The 26,333-nt window shown below is 32.1% G+C and carries 23 protein-coding genes and 1 tRNA gene; 11 read left to right on the top strand and 13 right to left on the bottom strand.

Going from position 1 to position 26,333, the window contains the following annotated elements; all coding sequences use genetic code 11:
- Positions 1–107: 107 nt before the first annotated feature.
- The 3 genes from HXZ69_RS10465 to HXZ69_RS10455 all read right to left on the bottom strand — a co-directional run bounded on the left by HXZ69_RS10465 (position 108) and on the right by HXZ69_RS10455 (position 2,767).
- The gene (locus HXZ69_RS10465; protein ID WP_286495897.1) at positions 108–1,160 is read right to left on the bottom strand and encodes an NAD(P)/FAD-dependent oxidoreductase; all 1,053 of its coding nucleotides are present in this window, start codon (positions 1,158–1,160) and stop codon (positions 108–110) included.
- 148 nt (positions 1,161–1,308) lie between these two features.
- A tRNA-Met gene (locus HXZ69_RS10460) sits at positions 1,309–1,382 on the bottom strand.
- A gap of 203 nt (positions 1,383–1,585) precedes the next feature.
- Entirely contained in the window at positions 1,586–2,767 is a 1,182-nt protein-coding gene (locus HXZ69_RS10455; RefSeq protein WP_286495896.1) for a pyridoxal phosphate-dependent aminotransferase, read from the bottom strand.
- Between the two features lie 112 nt (positions 2,768–2,879).
- Between HXZ69_RS10455 and tpx the strand changes: the two genes are divergently transcribed.
- Positions 2,880–3,380, top strand: a complete 501-nt coding sequence (gene tpx, locus HXZ69_RS10450; RefSeq protein WP_114997736.1) for a thiol peroxidase — start codon at positions 2,880–2,882, stop codon at positions 3,378–3,380.
- 67 nt (positions 3,381–3,447) lie between these two features.
- Here the strand turns inward: tpx and HXZ69_RS10445 are convergent, their stop codons facing one another.
- Positions 3,448–4,338, bottom strand: coding sequence for a 3-hydroxyacyl-CoA dehydrogenase family protein (locus HXZ69_RS10445; protein WP_114997739.1), 891 nt, complete (start codon positions 4,336–4,338; stop codon positions 3,448–3,450).
- A gap of 198 nt (positions 4,339–4,536) precedes the next feature.
- Positions 4,537–5,541 (bottom strand): Gfo/Idh/MocA family protein, encoded by a 1,005-nt coding sequence (locus HXZ69_RS10440; protein WP_114997742.1) that lies wholly within the window; start codon positions 5,539–5,541, stop codon positions 4,537–4,539.
- A 71-nt stretch (positions 5,542–5,612) separates the two neighbouring features.
- Between HXZ69_RS10440 and HXZ69_RS10435 the strand changes: the two genes are divergently transcribed.
- Positions 5,613–6,260 (top strand): protein-L-isoaspartate(D-aspartate) O-methyltransferase, encoded by a 648-nt coding sequence (locus tag HXZ69_RS10435; RefSeq protein ID WP_038332579.1) that lies wholly within the window; start codon positions 5,613–5,615, stop codon positions 6,258–6,260.
- 48 nt (positions 6,261–6,308) lie between these two features.
- Here HXZ69_RS10435 and HXZ69_RS10430 read toward each other — a convergent pair whose 3' ends face one another.
- The 3 genes from HXZ69_RS10430 to HXZ69_RS10420 form a co-directional block, all read right to left on the bottom strand.
- The gene (locus HXZ69_RS10430) at positions 6,309–6,737 is read right to left on the bottom strand and encodes a PepSY-like domain-containing protein (RefSeq protein WP_114997745.1); all 429 of its coding nucleotides are present in this window, start codon (positions 6,735–6,737) and stop codon (positions 6,309–6,311) included.
- 65 nt (positions 6,738–6,802) lie between these two features.
- On the bottom strand, positions 6,803–8,077 hold the full coding sequence (gene porY, locus HXZ69_RS10425) for a sensor histidine kinase (RefSeq protein WP_221854498.1): 1,275 nt from the start codon (positions 8,075–8,077) through the stop codon (positions 6,803–6,805).
- Between the two features lies 1 nt (position 8,078).
- Positions 8,079–8,750 (bottom strand): response regulator transcription factor, encoded by a 672-nt coding sequence (locus tag HXZ69_RS10420; protein ID WP_221854497.1) that lies wholly within the window; start codon positions 8,748–8,750, stop codon positions 8,079–8,081.
- 94 nt (positions 8,751–8,844) lie between these two features.
- Between HXZ69_RS10420 and HXZ69_RS10415 the strand changes: the two genes are divergently transcribed.
- Entirely contained in the window at positions 8,845–9,861 is a 1,017-nt protein-coding gene (locus HXZ69_RS10415) for a threonine aldolase family protein (protein ID WP_286495895.1), read from the top strand.
- 38 nt (positions 9,862–9,899) lie between these two features.
- On the opposite strand, the gene HXZ69_RS10410 is transcribed toward HXZ69_RS10415, so the two are convergent.
- The gene (locus tag HXZ69_RS10410; protein ID WP_286495893.1) at positions 9,900–10,409 is read right to left on the bottom strand and encodes a hypothetical protein; all 510 of its coding nucleotides are present in this window, start codon (positions 10,407–10,409) and stop codon (positions 9,900–9,902) included.
- A 93-nt stretch (positions 10,410–10,502) separates the two neighbouring features.
- On the bottom strand, positions 10,503–11,678 hold the full coding sequence (locus tag HXZ69_RS10405; RefSeq protein ID WP_286495892.1) for a trans-sulfuration enzyme family protein: 1,176 nt from the start codon (positions 11,676–11,678) through the stop codon (positions 10,503–10,505).
- Between the two features lie 243 nt (positions 11,679–11,921).
- Here HXZ69_RS10405 and HXZ69_RS10400 point away from each other — a divergent pair, with 243 nt between their 5' ends.
- Positions 11,922–13,064: a DEAD/DEAH box helicase gene (locus HXZ69_RS10400; protein ID WP_286495891.1), complete on the top strand. Its 1,143-nt coding sequence runs from the start codon at positions 11,922–11,924 to the stop codon at positions 13,062–13,064.
- A 72-nt stretch (positions 13,065–13,136) separates the two neighbouring features.
- Here HXZ69_RS10400 and HXZ69_RS10395 read toward each other — a convergent pair whose 3' ends face one another.
- Positions 13,137–13,442, bottom strand: coding sequence for a hypothetical protein (locus tag HXZ69_RS10395; protein WP_114997765.1), 306 nt, complete (start codon positions 13,440–13,442; stop codon positions 13,137–13,139).
- Positions 13,443–13,494: 52 nt separating this feature from the next.
- On the bottom strand, positions 13,495–14,892 hold the full coding sequence (aspA, locus tag HXZ69_RS10390; RefSeq protein ID WP_114997768.1) for an aspartate ammonia-lyase: 1,398 nt from the start codon (positions 14,890–14,892) through the stop codon (positions 13,495–13,497).
- A gap of 108 nt (positions 14,893–15,000) precedes the next feature.
- Between aspA and HXZ69_RS10385 the strand changes: the two genes are divergently transcribed.
- Positions 15,001–16,209, top strand: a complete 1,209-nt coding sequence (locus HXZ69_RS10385) for an acyltransferase family protein (RefSeq protein WP_286495890.1) — start codon at positions 15,001–15,003, stop codon at positions 16,207–16,209.
- Positions 16,210–16,371: 162 nt separating this feature from the next.
- Here the strand turns inward: HXZ69_RS10385 and HXZ69_RS10380 are convergent, their stop codons facing one another.
- Positions 16,372–17,031 carry a helix-turn-helix domain-containing protein gene (locus HXZ69_RS10380; RefSeq protein ID WP_286495889.1) on the bottom strand — a complete coding sequence of 220 codons (660 nt, stop codon included), beginning with the start codon at positions 17,029–17,031 and terminating at the stop codon, positions 16,372–16,374.
- A gap of 93 nt (positions 17,032–17,124) precedes the next feature.
- On the opposite strand from HXZ69_RS10380, the gene HXZ69_RS10375 reads away from it, so the two are divergent.
- The 6 genes from HXZ69_RS10375 (at position 17,125) to HXZ69_RS10350 (ending at position 26,321) form a co-directional block, all read left to right on the top strand.
- Entirely contained in the window at positions 17,125–17,517 is a 393-nt protein-coding gene (locus tag HXZ69_RS10375; RefSeq protein ID WP_219034890.1) for a type III secretion system chaperone family protein, read from the top strand.
- 12 nt (positions 17,518–17,529) lie between these two features.
- The gene (locus tag HXZ69_RS10370) at positions 17,530–18,234 is read left to right on the top strand and encodes a PspA/IM30 family protein (protein ID WP_125350044.1); all 705 of its coding nucleotides are present in this window, start codon (positions 17,530–17,532) and stop codon (positions 18,232–18,234) included.
- 69 nt (positions 18,235–18,303) lie between these two features.
- Complete coding sequence (locus HXZ69_RS10365; protein WP_125350043.1) at positions 18,304–18,501, top strand: DUF4177 domain-containing protein; 198 nt, start codon at positions 18,304–18,306, stop codon at positions 18,499–18,501.
- Positions 18,502–18,520: 19 nt separating this feature from the next.
- Positions 18,521–19,213, top strand: coding sequence for an OB-fold-containig protein (locus HXZ69_RS10360; RefSeq protein ID WP_125350042.1), 693 nt, complete (start codon positions 18,521–18,523; stop codon positions 19,211–19,213).
- A 99-nt stretch (positions 19,214–19,312) separates the two neighbouring features.
- Entirely contained in the window at positions 19,313–21,397 is a 2,085-nt protein-coding gene (locus HXZ69_RS10355; protein ID WP_221856601.1) for a flotillin family protein, read from the top strand.
- A gap of 85 nt (positions 21,398–21,482) precedes the next feature.
- Positions 21,483–26,321: a DNA repair ATPase gene (locus tag HXZ69_RS10350; protein WP_221856599.1), complete on the top strand. Its 4,839-nt coding sequence runs from the start codon at positions 21,483–21,485 to the stop codon at positions 26,319–26,321.
- The last annotated feature ends 12 nt before the right edge of the window (positions 26,322–26,333 follow it).

Below are 26,333 nucleotides of genomic sequence, written 5' to 3'. Positions count from 1 at the left end.
ATTCAATCAATAAACAGAAACCAAAATAGAAATATTAACAAATTAAAAATTAATATTACCTAAATGCACTACGGGTTTAAAAAATATTTCTATTTATTTTGTTAAAATTAGTCAATAGCTTTGACAACCGCTTTTTCGGCTTCTTTTCTTGTCCCGTCGAAACCATCAACACCAGAAACAGTTGTGTATTTCAAGACAAATTTTTTCCCAGGATTCATTCTATTGTAAACAGACTGACACATTAACGTTGCTTCATGGAAACCACATAAAATCAATTTCAATTTTCCTGGATAAGTATTTACGTCTCCAATCGCGTAAATTCCTTCGATATTTGTTTGATAATCTAAAGCATTATTTACCTTGATTGCATTTTTATCAATCTCCAATCCCCAATTTGCAATAGGACCTAGTTTTGGAGAAAGACCAAACAATGGAATAAAATAATCTGTTTCAAGTTCAAAAGTTTCACCTTCTTTTTCAATTACCAAACTTTCCACTTTTCCTTCACCTTTGATTCCAGTAATTTCTGCAGGAGTGATTAAATTAATTTTTCCAGCTTTTTTCAATTCAATTACTTTATCAACAGAATCTAACGCTCCACGGAACTCATTTCTTCTGTGTACCAACGTAACTTCCGCAGCCACATCAGCCAAGAAAATCGACCAATCCAAAGCAGAATCTCCACCACCAGCAATTACGATTTTTTTATCACGGAACAGTTCAGGATTTTTTACAAAATACTCCACTCCGTTTTCTTCATACGCTTCGATGTTTTCGATAATTGGCTTACGAGGCTCAAAAGATCCAAGACCACCAGCAATGGCAACCGCTTTTCCTTGTACTTGCGTTCCTTTATTTGTTGTTACAATAAAAGTTCCGTCTTCTTGCTTATCAATTGTTGCAGCTTGTTCGTTTAATGTAAAACCTGGCTCAAATTGTTTGATTTGCTCCATTAAATTGTCAATCAATTCACCTGCACCAACAGAAGGATAACCAGGAATATCAAAAATTGGTTTTTTTGGATACAATTCTGTCAATTGCCCTCCAGGTTGAGGAAGAGCATCAATAATATGACATCTCATTTTTAATAAACCTGCTTCGAAAACGGCAAAAAGACCAGTTGGTCCAGCTCCGATTATAACTATATCTGTTTGAATCATTTTTTTGAATTTTATTTAGAACGTTATTAAATTGAATGCAAATTTAATGAATTTGAAAGGATTAATCGATGATTATCATCAGAAGTCTAATAATATTTATTGATAATAAAAAAGACAAATTCAATAATGAATTTGTCTTTTGAATTTGTAGCGAAGAGCAGAATCGAACTGCCGACCTCAGGGTTATGAATCCTGCGCTCTAACCATCTGAGCTACCTCGCCTTGTTTTTAGTGGTGCAAATATAAGAGGTTATTTTCGATTAAAACAAATCTTTTTTGAAATATTTTCAATAAAAAGTCGCTTAAATAGGCTAATCAATTGAATTTCATTAAAATTAAAATCACATTTTTTTTAAGAAAATATCATCCACAAAAAAATCCTCAAGTAAAACTTGAGGATTTTGATATTTTATCTATTTTTCTACTTACGCTAAAGCATTTTTGATACGTGTCATTGCTTCTTTCAACTCTTCTACAGACGCCGCATACGAGATACGAATACAATTTTTAGACCCGAAAGCCGAACCAGAAACAACTGCAACTTGTGCATGCTCTAATAAATATAAAGCTAAATCATCTGCATTGTTAATTGTAACGCCATTGTATGTATTTCCGAAAGTTGCCGTAACGTCTGGGAATAAATAGAAAGCTCCTTTTGGTTCGTTAACTTTGAATGTTGGAATTTCTCTCGCCCAACCTAACATCAATTCACGACGTTCTGCAAACGCATCAACCATGTATTGAACTGAGCTTGGATCTGCTTCTAAAGCCGTAATTGCCGCTCGTTGAGCGATAGACGTTGCTCCCGAAGTCACTTGTCCTTGTAACGTTTCGCATGCTTTTGCTAACCAAGCTGGCGCTCCAATGAAACCAATTCTCCAACCTGTCATTGCGAAAGCTTTTGCTAAACCATTTACAGTTACTGTTTGATTATAAACTTCTGGGAAAGATGCTATCGAAACATTTTTATCTCCATAAACAATGTGCTCATAAATTTCGTCCGAAATAATAATCACATCTGGATATTTTGCTAAAACCTCAGCCAAACCTTTCAATTCTTCTCTTGTGTAAACTGATCCTGACGGATTACAAGGAGATGAATAAATAATAGCACGAGTTTTATCTGTAATTGCAGCTTCTAACTGTGCTGGTGTAATTTTGAAATCAGCTTCTAAAGTTCCTTCCACAAAAACTGGCGTTCCTCCTGATAATTCTACGATATCTGAATAAGAAACCCAATAAGGTGTTGGAATAATTACTTCAGTTCCTTCGTCTACAATTGCTTGTAAAACATTATAAATAGATTGTTTTGCTCCAGTAGAAACAACAACTTGATTTGCTGTATATTCAATATTGTTATCACGTTTAAACTTCTTACAAATTGTTTCCTTCAAATCTGCATACCCTGCAATTGGAGGATATCCTGAATAATTTTCGTCGATAGCTTTTTTAGCTGCCTCCTTGATAAAATCTGGTGTATTGAAATCTGGTTCTCCAATACTTAAACTAATCACATCGATTCCTTGTGATTTTAATTCTCTTGCTTTCGCAGACATTGCAATAGTTGCAGATGGTTTCAAATTCTGTAAACGCTTTGAAAGTTGCATAATATTTGTGTGTTATTTGTAATGTAACAATTTATTATTGCGAAGATACTTTTTTCTCCGTAGAATTTTGTTACTTTTAATCATTAAAAATCTAAGAATAAAATAAAAAATTATGGCTGAAATTACATTCAAAGGAAATCCTATTCATACAGGCGGAGATTTACCTATAATTGGTGAAAAAGCGCCGATTTTTGCTTTAACAGCAGGAGATTTAAGCGACAAAACATTGGCTGATTATGCTGGAAAAAATGTTGTTTTAAATATTTTTCCAAGTGTTGACACTGGTGTTTGTGCGCAATCTGTACGAACTTTTAACAAAGAAGTTTCTTCTGCTGCAAATACAGTTGTGTTATGTATTTCGAAAGATTTACCTTTCGCTTTATCTCGTTTTTGTGCTGCCGAAGGTTTGGATAATGTAGTCACTTTATCTGATTTCAAAAATGAAGAATTCGCAAATGCTTATGGTGTTAAAATGGTTGATGGACCATTAAATGGATTATTATCTCGCGCAGTTGTAGTAATTAATCCAAATGGAGAAGTTGCTTATGCAGAACAAGTTCCTGAAATTGGACAAGAACCAGATTACACACATGCTTTAGCTGCAATTAAGTAATCAAAATAAAAAAAAGCGTTACCCGAAAAGTAACGCTTTTTGTTTTGACTATTTTGTGTAAGATAAACTACTTCGCAAACTGAGCAGCTAATTTTTCTGCTTTTTTAGATTCTGAATAATCATAGAATCCTTCTCCAGATTTTACTCCTTTTTTACCAGCAGTTACCATGTTAACTAACAATGGACAAGGTGCATATTTAGGATTTTTGAAACCATCGTACAACACTTCTAAGATTGATAAACAAACGTCTAAACCGATAAAATCTGCTAATTGTAATGGTCCCATTGGATGAGCCATACCTAATTTCATTACTTCGTCAATTTCTTTCACGCCCGCAACTCCTTCATATAAAGAATAAATTGCTTCGTTAATCATTGGCATTAAAATACGATTGGCGATAAAACCTGGATAATCATTCACTTCAACTGGAACTTTTCCTAATTTTTCTGACATTTCCATAATCGCTTTCGTTACTTCGTCTGTTGTATCGTAACCACGAATAATTTCAACCAATTTCATCATCGGAACTGGATTCATGAAATGCATTCCAATCACTTGTTTTGGACGACTTGTAACAGACGCAATTTTTGTAATCGAAATAGAAGAAGTATTAGACGCTAAAATTGCATTTGCTGGCGCAGCTTCATCAATTTGTTTGAAGATTTTCAATTTCAAATCTAAATTTTCTGTTGCAGCTTCTACAACTAAATCCGCATTTTTTACCGCTTCCGCAGTATCTGTAAATGTTGTAATATTATTTAAAGTTGCTGTTTTGTCAGCTTCCGTAATTTTTTCTTTGGCGATCATACGCTCCAAATTTCCAGCGATTGTTTTCAATCCACGCTCCAAACTATCTTGAGAAACGTCAACCAAATTCACTGCAAATCCTGATTGTGCGAAAACGTGAGCAATTCCATTCCCCATCGTTCCAGCTCCAATAACTGTAATGTTTTTCATCTTTTTGTATGTTTGTTTTTATTATTTATTTTTTTTCGAGATTCGAAGTTCGAAATGAGTTTTGCGAAATTTGATTTTTCAGAATGAGAAGCTGAAATGAATTCAGCTTGACAAATTTTCGTCATTCTGAACTTGTTTCAAAATCACATCATATTCATGCGTTTAGCGAAATTCGAACTTCTAAAATCTAACATCGATTTATTCTTTCTCGATTGTTTGATTTTTGATGACTTGCTGTTCTTTTTCAAAATAAGCAATAATCTCCAATGCAACTTTCAATGCATTTCGTCCATCTTGTAACGAAACTTTAATTGGTGAATTATTCACAATAGAATCTGCAAAGCTTTCTAATTCATCCAAAATTGCATTATTTGGTAAAATTTCTGGATGTTCAAAACAAATTTCTCTACGATCTCCTTTATCGTTTTCCAAAATCATCGCAAATTCACTTGGATTTTCTGGCGCTTTGTGCATTTTAATAATTTCAGTCTTTTTCGTCAAGAAATCAATTGAAATATACGCATTTCGTTGAAAAACACGCATTTTTCGCATATTTTTCATTGACATTCTACTTGTCGAAACATTCACCACACAACCATTTTCAAACTCAATTCGAGCATTTGCAATATCAGGTGTATCACTAATTACCGAAACTCCAGACGAATGAATTGATTTAATTTCTGATTTTACAATCGATAAAATCACATCTAAATCATGAATCATCAAATCTAAAACTACAGGAACATCTGTACCGCGCGGATTAAATTCTGCCAAACGATGCGTTTCAATAAACAATGGTTCTTCGATAAAAGGTGCAGCCGCTGTAAATGCAGGATTAAAACGCTCTACGTGTCCAACTTGCGCTTTCAAACCTTTTTCATTTGTCAATTTCAACAAATGATCTGCCTCTTCTAAGGTATGCGTAACTGGTTTTTCGATGAAAAAATGTTTATTTTTTTCGATCACTTTCAATGCCACTTCATAATGTGATAACGTTGGTGTCACAATATCGACAACATCAACAGCATCAATCAATTCGTCCATCGAACTAAAATATTTATACCCAAATTCAGCTTCAACTTTTTTTCCATTTTCTTCAAAAGAATCAAAGAAGCCAATTAATTCGTATCTTTCCGATTGATTTAATAACTTTAAATGGATTTTTCCAAGGTGCCCAGCACCGATCACTCCTACTTTTAACATTTGGTAGATTTTGCCGTTAAAATTAATGAGAATAAGTTGTATTTAATGCATTTTTGTAAAAATTTTGGAATATGTCTGTAGACGATTTTAAACACAGAGGACGACGCAAAATGTTGGTTGATTTGTTGCGCTCGAAAGGAATTGAAGATGAAAACGTATTGGAAGCTATTAATTTAGTGCCACGACATTTATTTTTAGACAGCGCATTTACGGAATTCGCATATCGCGACGAAGCTTTTCCGATTGCTGCTGGACAAACGATTTCGCATCCGTTTACAGTTGCTTTTCAGACACAATTATTAGACATTCAGCCTAATGAAAAAGTCTTAGAAATCGGAACTGGTTCTGGTTATCAAACTGCTGTTTTGGTTGCTTTGGGTGTTGAAGTTTTTACGATTGAAAGACAAAAAGATTTGTTTGATTTCTCGAAAATCATGTTGAAAAAAATCAATTTCGAGCCACGTTATCAAACGTATGGAGATGGTTACAAAGGTTTACCTTCTTTTGCTCCTTTTGATAAAATTATTGTAACGGCTGGTGCGCCAGAAATTCCAGAAGAATTAAAAAAACAATTGAATATTGGAGGAATAATGGTGATTCCAGTTGGTGAACAATCGCAACGAATGATTGTCATTATGAGATTATCAGAAGATCAATTTGAGCATTACGAATTTGGAGATTTCAAATTTGTACCAATGTTAGAAAGCCGAGATAAATAAAATAAAAAACTCCAACTAAAGTTTAGTTGGAGTTTTTTATTTTATTTATTAATCATCAATTTTCTTAAAATTTCCGTTTTTATCAAATTTTAATTCAAGTCCATTGTTCAATTTCACTTCAATTTCTTTTCGGTCTCTTTCAATTTTTGTTATTGTAGTATTCGGAAAACTTCTTTTCACATAATTCGAAATTTTAGCTGGAATAAATCCTGTTGGAATAGCATTTCGTTTTCCATCGACTTCTTTCCAAGCTCCGTCTCCATCAAATTCTACTTTTGTTCCATTTGCCAAATACACTTTATATTCTTTCGAAAAATAATCGTCGTCCAACATCACAGAACCAACTTGTTTTACACCAAAATATTTGTTGATAAATTGCTGTCCCATTTTTGGAACTTGGTTATATTTTATTGCTTTATCTTGAGCAAAAGAAATCAACGTTGCACTTAACATGATAACACTTAAAAACTTTTTCATTTTGTTTGATTTTATAATTATTAAGACAAAGTTGCAAAGTGAATTAGGAAAGATTTGGGAATAATTTATTTTTTCAAAATAAATTGATGAAAAGGAAACTCATAATTGTAACGTAACGTCAAATTTTGTTGATTTTTGATAATCGTGTCCACAATCGAAAGCCCCAAGCCATTATTTCCATCACTTGTTCCTTGTTTATAAAAACGACTAAAAATAAGATTCGAATCCAATGTTGCGTTTTTCCCTGTATTCGAAATTATAAATTGATTTGAATCACTTTCTATCTTAATAATTTTCTCATCATTATTATGTTTGATCGCATTTCGAATCAAATTTGAAATTAAAATTCGCGCTAAATCGATATTAAAATCAAGAATAAAATCTGCCTTAAAATTCGTTTCTAATTTAATTTCTTCTGCTTCTAAAATTTCTTCATAATCTTCGATCAAATCTTTTGTCAAAGCTGTAAAATTAACTTCAACATTATTTTTGTATTGATTATTCTCGATTCGAGATAACATTAACAACGATTTATTAAGATTCACCATTCGCCAAAGTGTTTGCTTGGTTTCTACCAAACTCATCACCTCTTTTTCTTTTAAATCTGAATTTTCTATTAGCAAATCAAGTTTGTTTAGCGCAATTGTCAAAGGTGTTTGCAATTCGTGGGAAGCATTTTCGATGAACAATTTTTGTGAATTAAAAACCTCATCATTTCGATTAATCATTCGCTCAATTTCTTTTTGCAAATAAGAAAATTCTTTCACATTCGTTTCGACAAGTTTTGGTTTTTCGTTATTTCCTACTTCATATTTTCTTAATTGAGAAATAATTTGCCCAAAAGGTTTGAAGGCTTTTTTCAATCCAAAATGATTAATCAATAAAATACTAATCAAAATAAAAACATACAACGCAATCAAAGAAATCGATAAATCATAAATCAATTCATCTTCTTCGACTGTTGAGGTTCTTATTTCTAATGAATACGGATGATTTTCTTTGTCATAAAAACCAGTTCTCAATATACGATAAGGTTCCATATCATCATCGTATCCCATGTAAACCAACTCATTCGAAAAGTGATTTCTTTCATCATATTTACTTGGATCAACTTTGGAAATTTTGAATTGACTTAATCCAAATTCGGTTGTATTTAATAAATTCGGATCGCGATAAGCTTCTCGAATAATTTCAATTTTTTGATTCTTTAATCCGTCATCTACATTGTCATAAACTTCATCCAAAATCAAGGAATGAAAAAGAAATGCCCAAATCGCAATAACGATAAGCAACCAAAATGTGAGGTAACGAAATGTATAATTTTTTAGTGATATTTTCATGTTAAATCAACTTATAACCAATCCCATAAACCGCTTGTAAATCGGCTTCAGAATTTGCTTCTTTCATTTTTTTTCTTAGATTTTTTATTTGCGAATAAATAAAATCTAAATTATCAGATAGCTCAATATGATCTCCCCAAACACTTTCTGCTAAAGTTGTTTTCTGAAAAACACGTTCGGGTCTCAACATAAAATAATACAGCAAATCATATTCCTTTCTGTTTAATTTCAGTTCGATATTATTTACTTTTACCAAACGATCTTCGGGAAAAATTTGAATATTTTTATAACTCAAAACATCCTCTCCTTTTTGTAGATTTTTGCGCAAAGCAACTTTAATTCGAGCCAATAATTCAGCAAAATGAAATGGTTTCGCTAAATAATCATCCGCGCCAACCAATAATCCTTCTACTTTATCATCAACCGAATCTTTCGCCGACAAAATAATCACCGAAGTTTCTTTATGAAGATTCTTCAATTCCTTCAACAAAGACATTCCATCACCGTCTGGTAACATCATATCCAATAAAATGCAATCATAATCGAACGAAATTATTTTATCCAAAGCTTGCTGATAATTATCTGCTGTTTCGACAATCATCTTTTCCTTTTCTAAAAACTCAACAATTGTTTCTTGCAATTTTATTTCATCTTCTACGACTAAAATCTTCATAACTTCAGTTTAAATAATTGGTAAAAATAGATAGTAAAATAGGAAAGAATTAGGAAAACTCCTACTTTTATTCTCAAAATTTAAGATTTCAATTTTGAAAAAATATAGCTTTAAAAATGATTATAGCGAAGGTGCTCACCCAGCAATTTTGCAACGATTAATCGATACAAATTTAGAACAAACAATTGGTTACGGCGAAGACGAATTTTGCAATGAAGCAAGAGAGTTCATCAAAAAAAGACTGAAAAAAGATTCAGCAATTCATTTTGTTTCTGGTGGAACACAAGCCAATTTAATTGTAATTTCTTCTATTCTAAAACCACACGAATCTGTAGTTGCAGCCGAAAGCGGGCATATTGCCGTTCACGAAACGGGCGCGATAGAAGCAACAGGACATAAAATAAATACCATTGCGACGGATAATGGAAAAATAACTCCTGAGCAAATTTCGATTATTCTTGCCACACATACGGACGAGCATATGGTAAAGCCAAAATTGGTTTATATTTCTAATTCTACGGAAGTTGGAAGTGTTTATTCAAAAAAGGAATTGCAAAAGCTTTATCATTTTTGCCAAGAAAATAATTTATACCTTTTTGTTGATGGCGCACGTTTAGCTTCTGCTTTAACTTCTTCTAAATGTGATTTAAACTTAGAAGATATGGCAAATTTTGCAGATGTTTTTTACATTGGTGGAACTAAAAATGGTGCACTTTTAGGTGAAGCAATTGTGATAAATAATTTAAAATTGGACGAAGATTTTCGTTATCATATTAAGCAAAAAGGCGGAATGTTAGCGAAAGGACGTTTGATAGGAATTCAATTTTCGGAAATGTTTCGAGATGATTTATTTTTCGAGATGGGAAAACACGCCAATCAAATGGGAGAAAAATTAGCAAATGCTATTTCAGCAAAAGGTCACAACTTTTTGACAGAACCATCTTCCAATCAAATTTTCCCTATTTTACCAAATTCAATTATCGAAAAACTACAACAAGATTTTGAGTTTTATATTTGGCAAAAAATTGATGAAGAAAATTCTGCAATTAGATTAGTCACTTCTTGGACAACACCAGAGGAACAAGTAGAAAATTTTATCAAATTAATATAAAACATAAAAGGATCCATAAATTATTGGATCCTTTTATTTTAATAATAATCTTTCACATTTTTCAAACGCTCTTTCGCGCGTTTATATTCTGCTTTTCTGATTTCTTTTTTACGTTTCATCAAATTTTTATCGTAAGAATAATTACGTTCTATTCCCTTGATATCTCTTTCGTATTCGTCTTCTAAACGCTCTAACCGATCATCAATTCGATCTTTGTAATAATCGTCACGATGAGAATTTGACCATTTATAACGTTGATTATCATTTAAGATTTTATCAATATCACGTTGTAAATTGTAAGAAATCTCTCTTTTTCTTCTACCTTTTTCGTAACCAGATAAATTACGATCTCTTCCAACTCTTTCGAAATCTTTACTTGCTTGTTTTTTTAAAGCAATTATTTTATTTTTTTGACTACTTGATATTCCGTAATAATCAGATCTTTCAATTAAAATATCGACATTTCTATTATTTCCATCATTTGGTCTATTTTGCGCATAACTTGACATTGTAAACAACGCAAAACCAAAAATTAAAAACTTCTTCATATTCTAAACTTTCGTTTAGAATAAGCAAAGTCCGTGCTGAAATGAATAAATTATTAAAATTTATATTTAATCAACAACTAATCAATAAATTAATTAAACCTTAGTTTTTTCTAACGCTTGCAAAATATCTTCGATAATATCCACTTTATCCTCCAAACCGACTGATAAACGAATAGAGCCTGGCCTAATTCCCAAATCTGCACGTTCTGCATCTGATAATTTTGCGTGAGTTGTAGTTGCTGGATGCGTTGCAATCGATCTCGAATCCCCTAAATTAGACGTATATAAAATCATTTCTAATGCATCAATAAATCTGAAAGCACGTTCTTTTCCTCCTTTCACTTCAAATGTTACGATTCCACCCCCGCTTTTCATTTGTTTTTTCGCCAACTCATATTGCGGATGCGATGGTAAAAATGGATATTTTACATCTGCAATTTCAGCATGATTTTCCAAAGCTTCTGCCAACGCCAACGCATTTTCGCAATGACGATCCATACGAAGTGGCAACGTTTCTAAACTTTTAGAAATTGTCCATGCATTAAAAGCTGACATCGCTGGACCTGTATGACGAATAAAAAACATCATTTCGTTGATTAATTCTTCTTCCCCTACAACTACTCCACCCAAAACTCGACCTTGTCCGTCCATATATTTTGTTGCAGAATGAATAGATAAATCAAATCCAAATTGCAAAGGTTGTTGTAAATATGGTGTTGCGAAACAATTGTCAATTGCAAAAATAACATTCGGATGTTTTTCTTTCAATTTTGCCAAAGATTCTAAATCAAATAATTCTAATCCAGGATTTGAAGGCGATTCTAAGAAAACAATTTTTGTATTTGATTGAATTGCTTTTTCCCAATCCTCGATATTTGGCGTTTCTACATATGTATAAGTTACGCCCCAACGCGGAAATAATTGCGTAATTAATTGATGTGTAGAACCAAAAATTGCACGACTCGATACAATATGATCTCCACTTTTTATATACGAAGCAAAAGATGCAAAAACAGCAGCCATTCCCGAAGCAAAAGCTAAACCTGCATCTGCTTTTTCCAAAGCACAAACGCGATTAATAAACTCTGTTGTATTTGGATTTGCATAACGTGAATAAACCATACCTTGCTCTTCTTCTGCAAAAATTGCACGTCCTTGCTCTGCGCTATCAAAAATAAAACTTGATGTTAAATATAATGGAACCGAATGCTCGCGAGTAGCAGATCTTGGCGCTTGCTCACGAATTATCTTAGACTGATCTTTTTTCATAAGAATCAAAGTTAACGATAGTTTTATTAAGCAAAAAGCTTTTAATAAAGTTTTAAACAGAAATTATTTCTGTTTTCAATCGTTGTTTCGATAATTTGACTGTTTCTAAAAAGATTTTTAGAAATATTTCAGAAACGATTTTAAAACTTTCATTTTCATCACGATTAAAAATAATTAAACGAGTAATTATTCCTAAAATATCATTCAAATTTAATCTCTACCTTTGCAGTCTTATATCAATTTATGTCATTCGAAAATTTAGGATTATCACCATATTTATCAAAAGCAATTACAAAACTTGGATTTTTAAAACCTTTTGAAATTCAGACCGAAACAATTCCATCTATTTTAAAAGGAAAAGATGTGATGGGAATTGCAAAAACTGGTTCTGGAAAAACCTTGTGTTTTGTTGCGCCTTTGCTACAAAAAATTCAGCATCAATCGTACGAAAAATCTCGTAATATAAAAGCGTTAATTTTAGTTCCAACACGTGAATTAGCAGTTCAGATTGAACAAACTTTTGCAGGATTACAAACTGCTTTACGTCGCGAAGTACAAACACAAGCTGTTTATGGTGGAACTTCAATTAATCCACAAATGAAGAATTTATATGGAACTGAAGTTTTGATTGCAACTCCTGGTCGTTTATTGGATTTGATGGATCATAATGCGTTATCATTGGATCAATTGCAATATTTGGTGATTGACGAAGCAGACAAAATGTTCCAATTAGGATTTGGAGATGAGATGAACCGAATTTTGAAAAGTGTTCCGAAAAAGAAACAATCAATTCTATTTTCTGCAACTTTGAATGATAAAATTGATGAAATAAAATCTACATTAAGTATTGATCCAATTGTTGTTGAAATCAAAAAACAAGAAATTGATTTGGAACAAATCGAACAAGTTGCTTATAAAGTTGATGCCGAAACAAAAGGTCCTTTTTTACGTTATTTAATCAAATCTGAAAACTTAGAACAAGTTTTGGTTTTTGTTTCTTCGACACGAACTGCAGATAATTTAGTAGAAAAATTAAAAAAGAATAAAATCTCTGCAATGGCGATTCACAGTAAGAAATCCCAAGGCGCTAGAATGGATAATTTGGAAGATTTTAAACTAGGTGATATTAAAGTTTTGGTTGCAACAGATTTGATTGGACGCGGAATTCATATCGAAGGTTTACCAACTGTTATTAATTACGAATTACCTCGTTCGCCTTTAGATTATGTGCACAGAATCGGGCGTACAGGTCGTGCAAATGCAAACGGAAAAGCCATTAGTTTGATTACAGAAGAAGATTTGCATCATTTCAAAATCATTCAGAAAAAAATGGGTAAAAAAGTTGATTTACTTCCAACTGATAATGTGAATTTACACGGATATTAAAATAAGTTTTAAGTTATGAGTAACAAGTTCTAAGTTTTCTCTGAACTCATTACTCATAATTTTTTAATTAAATCAAGTCCAAAGATATTGTCTAAACTCTATTAATTTTTTCAACATTTGATTATCTTCTTCATATTGATTATTTTCTAAATTATCATTATCGAGCTTACGTTTATTCCACCAATTATATAAGTTTTCAATTTCAATTTTTGCATTTTTATGTTCATCATCATACATCCAATCAACATGACTTGTAAATAAATTTTCTTTTTCAATACAATCGCATAAAATCTGAAAACAAGCATGTAAAATAATCACATCCTTATCTAGCCATTCATCGTTTAATGTTTCTATTTTTAGAAGATTCGAAGGTTTCATTATTAATTTATTTTTTCAAAACTTATCACTCATAACTACTAACTCACAACTTCTAGATATGTGGACCAAGCATATTTTTAGGATCAAGGATTTCGTCCAAACGTTCTTTCGACAATAAACCGTGATCTAAGACCAATTGATATACACCTCCTCCTGTTTCTAAAGCTTCTTTCGCAATTTTTGTACTTGCTTTGTAACCAATGTAAGGATTTAAAGCTGTAACAATTCCAATACTATTTTGTACTTCATTTTTCAAATGTTCTGCGTTTGCTGTAATTCCATCCACACATTCAACACGTAGCGTATTCATCGCATTTGTTAAATATTGAATCGATTCCATAATCGAAAAACCAATTATTGGCTCCATTACATTTAATTGTAATTGACCAGCTTCGGCAGCCATTGTTATTGATAAATCATTTCCAATCACTTTAAAACAAACTTGATTCACTACTTCTGGAATTACTGGATTTACTTTCCCTGGCATAATCGAAGATCCTGGTTGTTTTGGAGGTAAATTAATCTCGAACAAACCTGTTCTCGGACCAGATGTTAACAAACGTAAATCATTACAAATTTTCGACAACTTCACACAAAGACGTTTCAAAGCTGATGAATAATCCACAAACGAGCTTGTATCCGAAGTTGCTTCAACTAAATTATCAGCCAACGAAACATCTTCATTCATGATTTCAGCTATTTTAGTTGTACACAATTGTGCATAACCTGGAACAGCATTCAATCCAGTTCCAATTGCAGTTGCACCCATATTAATTACTAATAATTCGGCAGCAATTCGGTTTAAATTATCAACTTCTTTATGTAATGTATTCGAAAAACCTTCAAACTCTTGCCCAAGCGTCATTGGAACTGCATCTTGCAATTGCGTACGTCCCATTTTTATAACATTACCAAATTGTTTCCCTTTTTTATCAAGTGCCTCATACAACGAAGTTAATGCCTCAACCAAAGGTTTATTCATATTAAATAATGCTAATTTCAAAGCAGATGGATAGGCATCATTCGTAGATTGCGAAAGGTTTACATGATCATTTGGCGAACAAAATTGATACTCTCCTTTTTGTTTTCCTAAATACTCCAAAGCAATATTTGCAATTACTTCATTTGCATTCATATTTGTAGAAGTTCCCGCACCACCTTGTATCATATCGATTGGAAATTGCTCTGTATATTTACCAGCTATTAACTCATTCGAAGCAAAAGAAATCGCATCAAATAATTCTTTCGATAAAATTCCTAATTCGTGATTGGCTTGCGCTGCTCCTAATTTCACAACACCAAGCGCTTTTACAAATTCGGGATAATGTGACAAATAGTTATTGGAAATTTTGAAATTATTAATGGCACGTTGCGTTTGCACACCATAATAAGCCGTTTCAGGAATTTGTAATTCTCCTAATAAATCAGACTCCGTTCTCATTTTATTTATTGTTTGTTATTGACAATTAAAGGTAAGGAATAATCTAGTATCTTTTTGAAAAGCATTTTTCCAAAAAATTTAAAAAATCTATATCTTTAAAACATTAACACAAAAGAGATGAAAGCAGCTCGTTATTATTCATTAGACGTTTTTCGTGGCGCAACTGTTGCGTTGATGATTTTGGTAAATAATCCAGGAACTTGGTCGGCTATGTTCGATCCTTTGGAGCATGCAGAATGGCACGGATGCACACCAACAGATTTGGTTTTTCCTTTCTTTTTGTTTGCCTTAGGAAATGCAATGGCTTTTATGATTCCAAAATTACAACAACAACCTCAACAAATTTTCTGGCAAAAAGTAATAAAACGAACAATTCTAATTTTCGGAATTGGATTATTCATCAATTGGTGGCCATTTTTCAAGTGGGATAATAATGAACTTATTTTCAAAGCATGGAAAGATTCAGAAGAAAGCGGAATCCGAATAATGGGCGTTTTACAACGAATTGCAATTGCTTATTTTTTCGCTTCGGTGATTGCTTTTTATTTTAAACAAAAACAAGTTTTATTGATAAGTTGTGCGATTCTTCTACTTTATTGGGTTTTAACTTTCGGACTTGGAACTTCTACCCCTTATTCATTAGAAGGTTTTATCGGAACTAAAATTGATAATCAATTGCTTGGTTTAGCGCATATTTACAAAGGAGAAGGAGTACCGTTTGATCCCGAAGGAATTTTCAGTACAATTTCTACTATTCCACAGGTTTTATTTGGGTATTTGGTTGGTGATTATATTCAGAAACAAGGAAATATCAATTGGTTGAATCGTCCTTTACCAAAAACTGACAATCCGCAATATAAAATGTTAGCTGGCTTATTTGTTTTAGGAACAATTGCGTTGACAATTGGTTACGTTTGGCAATGGGATTTTCCGTACAATAAAAAGATTTGGAGCAGTTCTTATGTTTTCAACACAACTGGTTTAGCAATTTTGACAATTGGATCAATGATTTGGTTCATCGAAATTTTAGGCATCAAAAATGGTTTCATGAAATTCTTTGATGTTTTTGGAAAAAATCCTTTATTCATCTTTGTTTTGAGCGGATTATTACCTCGATTATTAGGTTTAATCAGAATTGAAGCTGGTTTAAACGACAAAAGAGAAATCAAATTCATTTCACCATTGGGTTGGTTCTACGAAAATGTTTGCGCTAAAATTCCTGGAATTCCAGAAATTGGTTCATTTGTTTATTCGCTAATTTTCTTAGCTTTCTTTTGGTGGTTAGCTTATTTATTAGATAAAAAGAAGATTTATATTAAAGTTTAAAAGTCTTGAGTAGTAAATTATAAGTTTTTAGAAGAGATGTCTCGATTCCTCGACATGACATTAATTATCAGCCTAGATTGGATTTTCTTGTCATGTTGAGCGAGTCAAACGATGTAGAAACATCTAATATTTAGAAAACAATCTTACTTATAAAAATTATTTCTAAACCTTCTTATAAACAGCATAAAACTGATAAAAGTGCTGAATATTTTCAACATCAAAAATAATTTGTTTCCATTGATTTAATTCCAAAATCAATTGATTTTCGTGTTGAGTAAACTTCCCAACAAAAATTTCATCATCATTCAAATACAAACCAAACTTATCATTTACCAAATGTAAATTTTCCACTTCCAAATGTTCAAAAAATAAAATAGACGATTCTTCTTCTGTAAAATCGATAGGTGAAGCGATACCCGAAGAATATTCTAACGCAATAAACTGATGCGAATTATAGATTGGAAAGTAAATCGACGGATAATTTTCTATATTAGAAAATAATTCTTTTTTTAACTGAATTATTTCTCGTGATAAAAAAGGAATCGCGCTCAAATTTTTAACATTTCGTAACATATCAGCTTCCTCAAAATAGTTATCAAAGTGTAATATTTCGTTAACTGTTAAGTTTTTTTCGATCAAATGACTTATTGGAATGCTAAAATATTTAGCAATTTGAGAAATTGTTTCAATTCGTGGCTCTGCACGTTTTTCTTCATAAGATGAAATATTCCCTCTACTAACTTCGAACAAATCAGCAAAAGCCTGTTGAGTTAAGTTCTTAACTTGTCTTAATTTCTTTATATTTTCACCTATTTTTGTCATTATTTAAAATTTTAACACTTTTATTTGCTAATTATTTTAGCAAATTGTTTAATTTTATGGAAACAAATTACAAAAAACACTAATAACAACAAAATGAATTATTTTTCGAAGATTGAAAATTTTATTCAAAACATCAATTACACCATCACTTACAAAGACGAAAAAGAGGGTGTTTTTATGATTGAAAATTTATTGGATGGTGTTCAAAATCTGATTGTAGGAATTGCACCACCTGTTATCATTTTCGAGTTGTATTTATTTACAATTACAAATGATAATCTGGAAATGCTAAAAGCGTTGTTGATGAAAAATCGCGATATCATTCATGGTGCTTTTGCAATAACAGAAGACGGAAAAAAAGTTATTTATCGTTACACACTTCAAATTGCGAATCTTGATCAAAACGAATTTGAAGCAACGTTAAATTCTTTGAGCTTATTGATGAGCGAATATTCTGCTCAATTAATCGAATTTTCTAAACAATAAAACAATATCACTATGAATATTTTCAAACGTATTTTTAGAATTGGACAAGCGGAAATACATTCGGTTGTCGAAAAAATGGAAGACCCAATCAAAATGACAGAACAAGGAATTCGCGAAATGCGCGACGATCTTAATCAATCATTAGAGGCTTACGCAAAGGTAAAAGCAATGGCAATTCGTTCGCAAAATAGCGTCGACAAAAAGAAAGAAGAAGCTGCAGATTATGAACGAAAAGCAATTCTTTTGTTAGAAAAAGCTGAGCGAAATGAAATTACAATTGAACAAGCCGAAAATTTAGCGAAAGAAGCTTTGAGCTTAAAAAATCAATTGTTAGAAGAAATTACTGAATTAGAAAATCAAGTGATTATTCATGAAAAATCTGCAAATGAAGTGCACAAAAACGTTGAGGTTCTTAAATTCAACATTAATAAATGGGAAAATGAATTAACAACATTAAAAGCTCGTGTAAAAGTTGCTGATGCCACAAAACAAGTAAACAAACAAATGGCAAAAATTGATGCGAATAGCACAATTAGCATGTTAGAACGCATGAAAGCCAAAGTAGAAGAAGACGAAGCACTTGCACAAGCTTACGGAAGTTTAGCGGACAATTCGAAAACCGCTGATGACGAAATTAACGAAACCTTGAAAGGTGATTTGATTCAAAATGAATTAGAAGCTTTAAAGCTAAAAATTCAGTCGAAAAATCAAGAATAAATCACTTTTTATAGTGAATTATTTCTATAAAATTTTTAGTAAATTAATCTCTTTTAAAAAATCAAAACTATGGCATCTAAATATGAATACAAAACAATAGAAATAATGCCTAACGCTGGCTTATTTTCTATCAAAATAGATAAAACATTTTTGGATGATTTACTAAATAAATATGGAAATGAAGGCTGGGAATTAATCACTTCCACTCCGCTTTCCATCAACAGCACAACGAAAATTATTTATTATACATTCAGAAGAGCTATTTAACATTAAAAATTAACACTAAATGACCGAAATTTTAGACCTTCTTTTTAATCCATTGGCCAACGGAATTATGACCATTTTGATGGGATTTTCTCTTGTCTATTGGGTATTTCAACTGTTAGCTGGTGACGGAATTGATCTTGGAACAGATTCTGATTTTCATATCGGAGACATCAATGATGTTGATGCCCACCACGAAATTGACGCTGATCACGATGCTGATGCAGACGTGCATCACGAACCAGGTTTTTGGGCAAAATGTTTAGAATTCATCAATGTTGGTAAAGTTCCGTTAATGGTGATTATTACTTTGTTCAAATTTATCAGTTGGGTGATTACCATTATTTCTTCGATTGTTTTTGGATTAAGCAAATTAGGATTGTATTCAGTTTTAATCTTAATTCCGGTTTTCATCATCGCTTATTTTATGATGCATTGGATCACTAAACCATTAGTTAAAATGTATTCAGAATTAGGTTATCATGGAGAAGAAGAAACTGATTTTATCGGAAGAGTCGGAAAATCAAAATCTAAAATCACAGGAGATAAAATAGGCTCTGCGGAATTTCAAATCGAGAAAGATATTATTACGCTTAACATCAAAAGTCAAAATGGCGAAGAAATTAATTTTGGAGATACCATTATTATCACCGACGAATCGCCTTCAAATCATTATTATTTCGTCATCAAACATATAACCTTAAACAACATTTAACACTATTATGACACTAATATTTCAACTTACTTCGTTTCTTATCGAAGAAATTTTAATCTTAATTATTCACTAAATCAATCAAAATATAATAAAAATCTCATGACAAATTTTATTCTTTTAGCAGTTGGTGTTATCGTTTTCATCTTTATTGCTTTCATCGTCGTTTTAAGCGTTTTCTATAAAAAAGTTCCGCAAGGAAAAGCCATCGTTCGTACTGGTGTTGGTGGATCGCAAGTAGCTTTCAACAAAGGAATGTATGTAATTCCTGTTTTCCACAAAATGGAAATTATGGACATTTCGATTAAGAAAATTGATATTACTCGTCAACAACACGATGGTTTAATTTGTAAAGACAACATTCGTGCAGATATCAAAGTTGCATTTTTTGTTCGCGTTAATAAATCGGTGAATGATGTAATCAATGTTGCACAAAACTTAGGAACAGAACGAGCATCAGAACCAGAAACATTAAAAAGTATTTTCGAAGCAAAATTCTCAGAAGCTTTAAAAACAGTTGGAAAAAAATTCGATTTTATCGAATTATACGAAGCTCGTCGCGAATTTAGAGATGAAATTTTAAATATCATCGGAACAGACTTGAATGGATATATTTTAGATGACTGTGCGATTGATTATTTAGAACAAACTGAATTACAATTCTTGAGCCCTGATAATATTTTAGATTCGGAAGGTATTAAAAAAATCACGGAATTAACGGCTCAACAAAATATGAACGCCAACTTAATTCGTCGTGAAGAAGAAAAAGTAATCAAAAAACAAAACGTTGAAGCGCGCGAAGCAATCTTAGAATTAGAGCGACAATTAGCCGAAAAAGAAGAGCGTCAACGCAGAGAAATCGAAAATATAAAAGCGCGCGAAGAGGCAGAAATTGCAAAAGTTCGCGAAGAAGAACGTCTAAAAGCTGAATCTGTTCGTATTACAACAGAAGAGCAATTGGCGGTACAAGAAGAAAATAAATTGCGTCAAATTATTATCGCAGAAAAAAATAAAGTTCGTACTGATGCAATCGAAACGGAACGCGTTGAAAAAGATCGTGCATTAGAGCAAACAGAACGTGAGCGAATTGTGACTTTAGCTCAGATTGATAAAGAAAGGTCTATCGAAGTTGAGAAGAAAAATATTCAAGGCGTTATCAAAGAACGCGTTCTTTTAGAAAAAGGCGTGATTGAAGAGCAACAAGGTGTGAAAGATGTTGAAGTTTACCGTGAAGTTGAGCGTCAGAAACAAGCCGGAATTATTGCTGCATCGCAAGAAGCGGAAGAGCGTTTAATCGAAACTGTAAAAGCTGCGGAAGCGGCAAAAATTGCGGCAGAGCAAGAAGCTGCTCGTCAAGTTATCGAAGCAGATGCACAAAAACAAGTTGCAGAACGCAAAGCGCAAGAGTTATTAATTGATGCGGAAGCTAAAAAAGAAGCTTCTGCAAAAGAAGCTGAAGCTCGTAAAATAATTGCTGAAGCACAAGCAAAAGAAGAAGCTGCAATTGGTCTATCTGAAGCAGAAGTAATGGTTGCAAAAGCAGAAGCAGAAGAAAAACAAGGAACTGTAGAAGCATCTGTTATCGAGAAAAAAGCAGAAGCGTTACGTAAAGAAGGCTTAGCACAAGCAGAAGTTGTTCGTGAAAAAGCATTAGCAGAAGCAAAAGGAATTGAAGAAAAAGCAGAAGCTATGAAGAAACTGGACGGTGTTGGAAAAGAGCACGAAGAGTTCAAACTTCAATTACAAAAAGAAAAAGATATCGAATTGGCTCATATCAACATTCAAAAAGATATTGCTGGAGCCCAAGCTGAGGTGTTATCAAATGCATTGAAATCTGCGAAAATTGACATTGTTGGTGGAGAAACAATGTTCTTCGAAAATATTGTGAAACAAGTTTCGAATGCAAAAGGTTTCGATCATTTAATCGACAATTCGAAACATGCAACAGATATCAAAAATGCATTGATTGACGAAGATGGCGGAAGCGATTTAGCTGGAAAAGTGAGAAGTCTTGCCGATAAATATGGCATTTCATCAAACGACATCAAAAACTTAACAATTACTGCGGCATTAATTAAATTACAGCAAGCTGCTTCTGCTTCTGGAAACAGCGAAGACACAGGATTTATAAATTCTCTTTTCGGAATTGCGAATCAGTTAGGTGTTTCAAATAAAAAAATAGGTTAATCCATTAAACAATAATAGAGTGATTGAATCTATTCGTTTCAATCGCTCTTAATTACAGTTTAATCACCTTCTAGATTTTAATTTAATGCAAGAAGAAAAAAATATTAACGTTACCGAAACGCTTGATGCAGGCGCGTACGAAATCATCCGAAAAAGACTTCTTACACAAAAAGATTTTCTTTCGGAAAGATTAACGAAATTGAATGATGCTCGAAAAGAAGTCTTCAATTCTACCAATTTTGCATTAAGCGCAAACCAAAGAATTACGACAGAAAATACATGCGTCGCACGTGGAATTATCGCGTTCGATAAATTGTGTATTTTTGGTTACAACGTGCATTTCGGTTTACGCACAGACATTCAGTTGAGCGATGTTTTTAGTATTTATCTGTTTCAAGAAAATCAATTTATTCCTCAACCTCTCGACTTAATAAACGATCAGAATTTCTTTACAGATTTTCAGAATTTATATAAATATTACCGCGATTCTATCTTTTCTAAATTTCGTAGAACAGATAATTATCTATACATGGTTTTCCAAACCAGTAAAAGCGCACAAGATTTGAAAGCGTTTAAATGGTTAATCAAAGACGGAAAATTAATTTATCAAGATGATCGCAGCATTCACGAAGTAAAAAAAGCAGATCAATTTGATTTTGAATGGCAAAAAACTTCTATCGATGATCGTCGATTAGGAAAGTTTCCACATATTTCTATTTTAGATAAGATTTTTATCGAAGCAATTGGTGGTGATATTACTTTTAAAATTGAAGATAATACGGATTCAGGAAAAGGAATTTTCACTGAAAAAGTGACACATTTAGATCAACAATTAGACGATGCCGAATATTATTATGCCGATTTAGGAAATCTAATTGCGGTTAAAATAAAACCGTTTCAAGAAGATTTCAGAGCCTATATTTACAATGTTCGCACCAAAGAAGTTATCAACATTCCTGCACTTTTAGATGCAGCAGTTCTGTTACCCGATAATCAAGGTTTAATTTTTTCGAATGGTTATTATTTACAAAACGGAACGTATCATCTTTTCGATAATAATAATTTAGAGCATTTTCAATTTTTCCGTCGTGTAAATTCTCCGAACGGAGAAGATTTTATGTACATTTTCAATCAAGATGAAACCAATACATACATTCTTTTATCGTACAATATCATTCAACAAACTGTGGAAACACCTATAGTTTGTAATGGTTTTACGATTTTTAAAGATGGAAGTTTAATTTATTTCCGCACCGAAGAAGAAGCGACAAGACATCATCAAGTTCAAATTTGGCAAACACCTTATGTTGAACGTTTGATTGAAAATACAGAGAAAACAAATCATCCATTATATAAAATTGGGAACAAAGACATTGTGAAAGCAATGGCTGAATCTCAGGAGGTTATTCAATTAATCAACAAAGAAGATTCGTACGAAGGTTTATACGAGGACATTGTAAAAAAAGCGAATAATATTGTAGATGGCTATTTTTGGATTAATGATCAAGAGACTTTTGAGCTTGCTGTTCCTTTATTAGAAATAAAAACAGTTGCCAATACAGCGATTGATGAATTTGCTAAAGTTCAAATTCAGAAAAAATTTGCGCAAGAAACCTTAGAAAAAACGGAAGAATCGATTGAAGAAATCGTTTTCAAAGTAAATAGCACAACGTACAATCAATTGGATTTATTGGTTGAACATTTAGCTGAGGCTCGTAAAATTCAAGGAAAAGTTATTGATTTACGTTCAATTCGCTACATCAATTTAGAGCGTGTTCAAGAATTAGAAAACCGATTGCAAGAGGTAAACGAAAATTTATCAACCAAAACAATTGAGTTTCTTTTATTGGATGAAGCACTAATTCCATACGAAGAAAAAGTTGCTGAACAGAAAAACTTAGTAGCTTCTATCGAAAAAGTCATTGATGCGAAAGTTATCGAAGAAGCCTGTCTTAAAATTGCCTCAGAATTAGAATTATTGATTGATATTCTGAACAGTTTAAAAATTGAAGACGCAACACAAACAACAAAAATCATTGAGAAAATCTCGGTTATTTTTGCTTCGCTTAACGAAGTTCGTGCCCAATTAACACGTCAAACTTCTGCGTTAAAAAGCAAAGAAGCTGTTGCAGAATTTTCTGCTCAAATCACGTTGTTAGAACAAAGTGTGGTTAACTTTTTAGAATTATCAACAACTGCCGAAAAAACGGAAGAATACAATACAAAAATAATTGTTCAACTTGAAGAATTAGAAAGTAAATTTTCTGATTTTGATGATTTCGCCTTGAAAATTGCAGATAAGCGCGACGAAATTATCAAGGCATTCAATTCGAAACGTGAACAATTAGTTGAACAAACCAACAAACGCACCAATTCATTAGAACAAATTGGCTTGCGCGTCTTGAAAAATATCGAAAATAAAGCCAAAACTTTTTCTGAGAAAGAAGAAATTTTAGCGTTTTATTCTTCGGATTTAATGATTGACAAAATGCGTCAAATCATTCAAGAATTGAAGGATTTAAAAGATGTTTCGAAAGCCGAAAACCTTGAAAATCTATTAAAAAAATCGCAAGAAGATACGCTTCGTGTTTTACGAGATAAAACTGAACTTTTTGTTGATGGGCAAAATATTATTGCGCTTGGTCAAAATAAATTTACGGTCAATACGCAGCAATTAGCGCTGACATTGTTGAATCGTAACAACGAATTATTTTATCATTTAACAGGTACAAGTTTCTATCAAAAAGTTAAAAACGATGAGATTTATCGTTACCAAGATATTTGGAACCAAGAATTTGTTTCGGAAAATCAATTGGTTTATCGTGCTGAATATTTAGCTTATCAAGCTTTTTTAGCAAGAAATGAAAACGATTTTGATGCTGAAAAATTTATCAATCAAATCATTGAACAAAATTATTCGGAAGGTTATATAAAAGGCGTTCACAATTTTGATGCGTTTCGAATTTTTACTGAATTGGTCAACATAAATTCGAAATTAGATGTGTTGCAATTTGATGCGCCAACTCGTACAACTGCTCAAATTTTTTGCCATTCTTTAGAAAAGAATTTGCAAGATAAGTTGAATGCAATGATTAATTCGGCTCAATTAATTTTGAAAAATTTTCCGAATTCAACTCGATTTGAAAATATTCTAAATGAAATCAAATCGCTTTTTGAAAATTGGGAAACTGAATGGGATAAAACAATAACAACTTCAGAAAAAGTTGCCAATTATTTGTTTAGAACTTTCACAAAATATCAAGCTTTTTCGATGAGTAATGAAGCTGAAAATTTTCGAAAAGAATTCATTAATTACTTAGAGAAAAATAAAAATTCAGATGATTTTAATGCGTTGATTGCAGATGAACAATTTTCTTCAACCGAAAAATTTTACTTGATCGAAAACTGGATTCATTCTTTTATCGATGAAAATGAAAATTTTTCAACTTACAGAAATGTTGTAAATGAAGTAGCAACGATGTTATTGTTTTCTAAAGATAAATTTCAGTTAATAAATGGAAATTCATCTATTATAATTGAAGATTTAAAAGGAAATCATACCGTAATAATTGATGGTATTTATACACAAAATTATCATGAAATCATTTCTAAATTAGAGCATTTTTCAACTGTTGATGTTCCAAATTTTAAATCATTCCAAAAGTTAAAAGAAGAAATTTCGAAAGCTTATGAAAAGGATTTAAAAATCGCAGAATTTGAACCAAAAGTTTTAACATCATTTGTTCGAAATAAATTAATCAACGAAGTTTATTTTCCTTTAATCGGAAATAATTTAGCCAAACAATTGGGAACTGCAGGCGATAACAAGCGTACTGCACGAATGGGAATGTTGTTGTTAATTTCGCCTCCTGGTTATGGAAAAACGACGTTGATGGAGTATTTAGCAAAAACAATGGGCCTACATTTTGTGAAAGTAAATGGACCAACAATTGGACATAATATTACATCAATCGATCCAATAGAAGCCAAAACTTCTGGAGAAAGAGAGGAATTAAAAAAGATAAATCTTTCGTTTGAAATGGCAGATAATGTAATGTTGTACTTGGACGATATTCAGCATTTGAGTGCCGAATTTTTACAGAAATTTATTTCATTAGCCGATGGACAGCGAAAAATTGATGGAATTTTTGAAGGAGAAAGTAAAACCTACGATTTACGCGGAAAACGTTTTTGCATTGTAATGGCAGGAAATCCATATACGGAAAGCGGCTCTAAATTTCAGATTCCAGATATGTTGGCTAATCGTGCTGATGTTTATAATTTGGGTGATGTAATTGGTGATACGGAAACGTTGTTCAATTTAAGTTTGATTGAAAATGCAACAGGAGATAATCCTTATTTGGATAAAATTGCTTCAAAAAGTTTGACAGATTTTTACAAGTTAACAAATTTTGTAACCGAAAATCAAGAACAACTTCCGGATTTGGAAGGCAATTATTTGAAACAAGAAATTGATGATTTTATTGCAGTTCTAAAACATGTGATTAAGATTAGAAATATTGTCGTAAAAGTCAATCAAAATTATATTTCGAGCGCAGCAATGCAAGATGATTACAGAACGGAACCGCCTTTCAAAATGCAAGGTTCGTACAGAAATATGTCAAAATTGGTTTCGAAAATTGTTCCAATGATGAACGAAAAAGAAATTAACGAAACTATTTTAGCGCATTACGAAAGTGAATCGCAAACATTGACAACAGATACAGAATCGAATTTGTTGCGATTAAAAGAAATTGCAGGTTTGATAACTGCTAAAGAAAAAGAACGTTGGGAAACGATAAAAGCAACCTTTGTAAAAAATAACAAACACGGTGGCTTGAATAAAGACGATAAAGTTTTTGCTCAATTGCTCGAATTCAATGAAAATTTGGAAGGAATTATCCAAGCTATTTTGAAAAAATAAACTAAAAGCCGC

Source organism: Empedobacter sp. R132-2 (genome assembly GCF_030324375.1).
Classification (GTDB): domain Bacteria; phylum Bacteroidota; class Bacteroidia; order Flavobacteriales; family Weeksellaceae; genus Empedobacter; species Empedobacter falsenii_B.
This window is presented reverse-complemented; position numbering and strand designations above follow the sequence as displayed.

Excerpts from the sequence above, each read along its gene's own strand:
- HXZ69_RS10465 (WP_286495897.1), bottom strand. The coding sequence starts at position 1,160 with ATGATTCAAACAGATATAGTTATAATCGGAGCTGGACCAACTGGTCTT.
- HXZ69_RS10455 (WP_286495896.1), bottom strand. The coding sequence starts at position 2,767 with ATGCAACTTTCAAAGCGTTTACAGAATTTGAAACCATCTGCAACTATT.
- tpx (WP_114997736.1), top strand. The coding sequence starts at position 2,880 with ATGGCTGAAATTACATTCAAAGGAAATCCTATTCATACAGGCGGAGAT.
- HXZ69_RS10445 (WP_114997739.1), bottom strand. The coding sequence starts at position 4,338 with ATGAAAAACATTACAGTTATTGGAGCTGGAACGATGGGGAATGGAATT.
- HXZ69_RS10440 (WP_114997742.1), bottom strand. The coding sequence starts at position 5,541 with ATGTTAAAAGTAGGAGTGATCGGTGCTGGGCACCTTGGAAAAATCCAT.
- HXZ69_RS10435 (WP_038332579.1), top strand. The coding sequence starts at position 5,613 with ATGTCTGTAGACGATTTTAAACACAGAGGACGACGCAAAATGTTGGTT.
- HXZ69_RS10430 (WP_114997745.1), bottom strand. The coding sequence starts at position 6,737 with ATGAAAAAGTTTTTAAGTGTTATCATGTTAAGTGCAACGTTGATTTCT.
- porY (WP_221854498.1), bottom strand. The coding sequence starts at position 8,077 with ATGAAAATATCACTAAAAAATTATACATTTCGTTACCTCACATTTTGG.
- HXZ69_RS10420 (WP_221854497.1), bottom strand. The coding sequence starts at position 8,750 with ATGAAGATTTTAGTCGTAGAAGATGAAATAAAATTGCAAGAAACAATT.
- HXZ69_RS10410 (WP_286495893.1), bottom strand. The coding sequence starts at position 10,409 with ATGAAGAAGTTTTTAATTTTTGGTTTTGCGTTGTTTACAATGTCAAGT.
- HXZ69_RS10405 (WP_286495892.1), bottom strand. The coding sequence starts at position 11,678 with ATGAAAAAAGATCAGTCTAAGATAATTCGTGAGCAAGCGCCAAGATCT.
- HXZ69_RS10400 (WP_286495891.1), top strand. The coding sequence starts at position 11,922 with ATGTCATTCGAAAATTTAGGATTATCACCATATTTATCAAAAGCAATT.
- HXZ69_RS10395 (WP_114997765.1), bottom strand. The coding sequence starts at position 13,442 with ATGAAACCTTCGAATCTTCTAAAAATAGAAACATTAAACGATGAATGG.
- HXZ69_RS10385 (WP_286495890.1), top strand. The coding sequence starts at position 15,001 with ATGAAAGCAGCTCGTTATTATTCATTAGACGTTTTTCGTGGCGCAACT.
- HXZ69_RS10380 (WP_286495889.1), bottom strand. The coding sequence starts at position 17,031 with ATGACAAAAATAGGTGAAAATATAAAGAAATTAAGACAAGTTAAGAAC.
- HXZ69_RS10375 (WP_219034890.1), top strand. The coding sequence starts at position 17,125 with ATGAATTATTTTTCGAAGATTGAAAATTTTATTCAAAACATCAATTAC.
- HXZ69_RS10370 (WP_125350044.1), top strand. The coding sequence starts at position 17,530 with ATGAATATTTTCAAACGTATTTTTAGAATTGGACAAGCGGAAATACAT.
- HXZ69_RS10365 (WP_125350043.1), top strand. The coding sequence starts at position 18,304 with ATGGCATCTAAATATGAATACAAAACAATAGAAATAATGCCTAACGCT.
- HXZ69_RS10360 (WP_125350042.1), top strand. The coding sequence starts at position 18,521 with ATGACCGAAATTTTAGACCTTCTTTTTAATCCATTGGCCAACGGAATT.
- HXZ69_RS10355 (WP_221856601.1), top strand. The coding sequence starts at position 19,313 with ATGACAAATTTTATTCTTTTAGCAGTTGGTGTTATCGTTTTCATCTTT.
- HXZ69_RS10350 (WP_221856599.1), top strand. The coding sequence starts at position 21,483 with ATGCAAGAAGAAAAAAATATTAACGTTACCGAAACGCTTGATGCAGGC.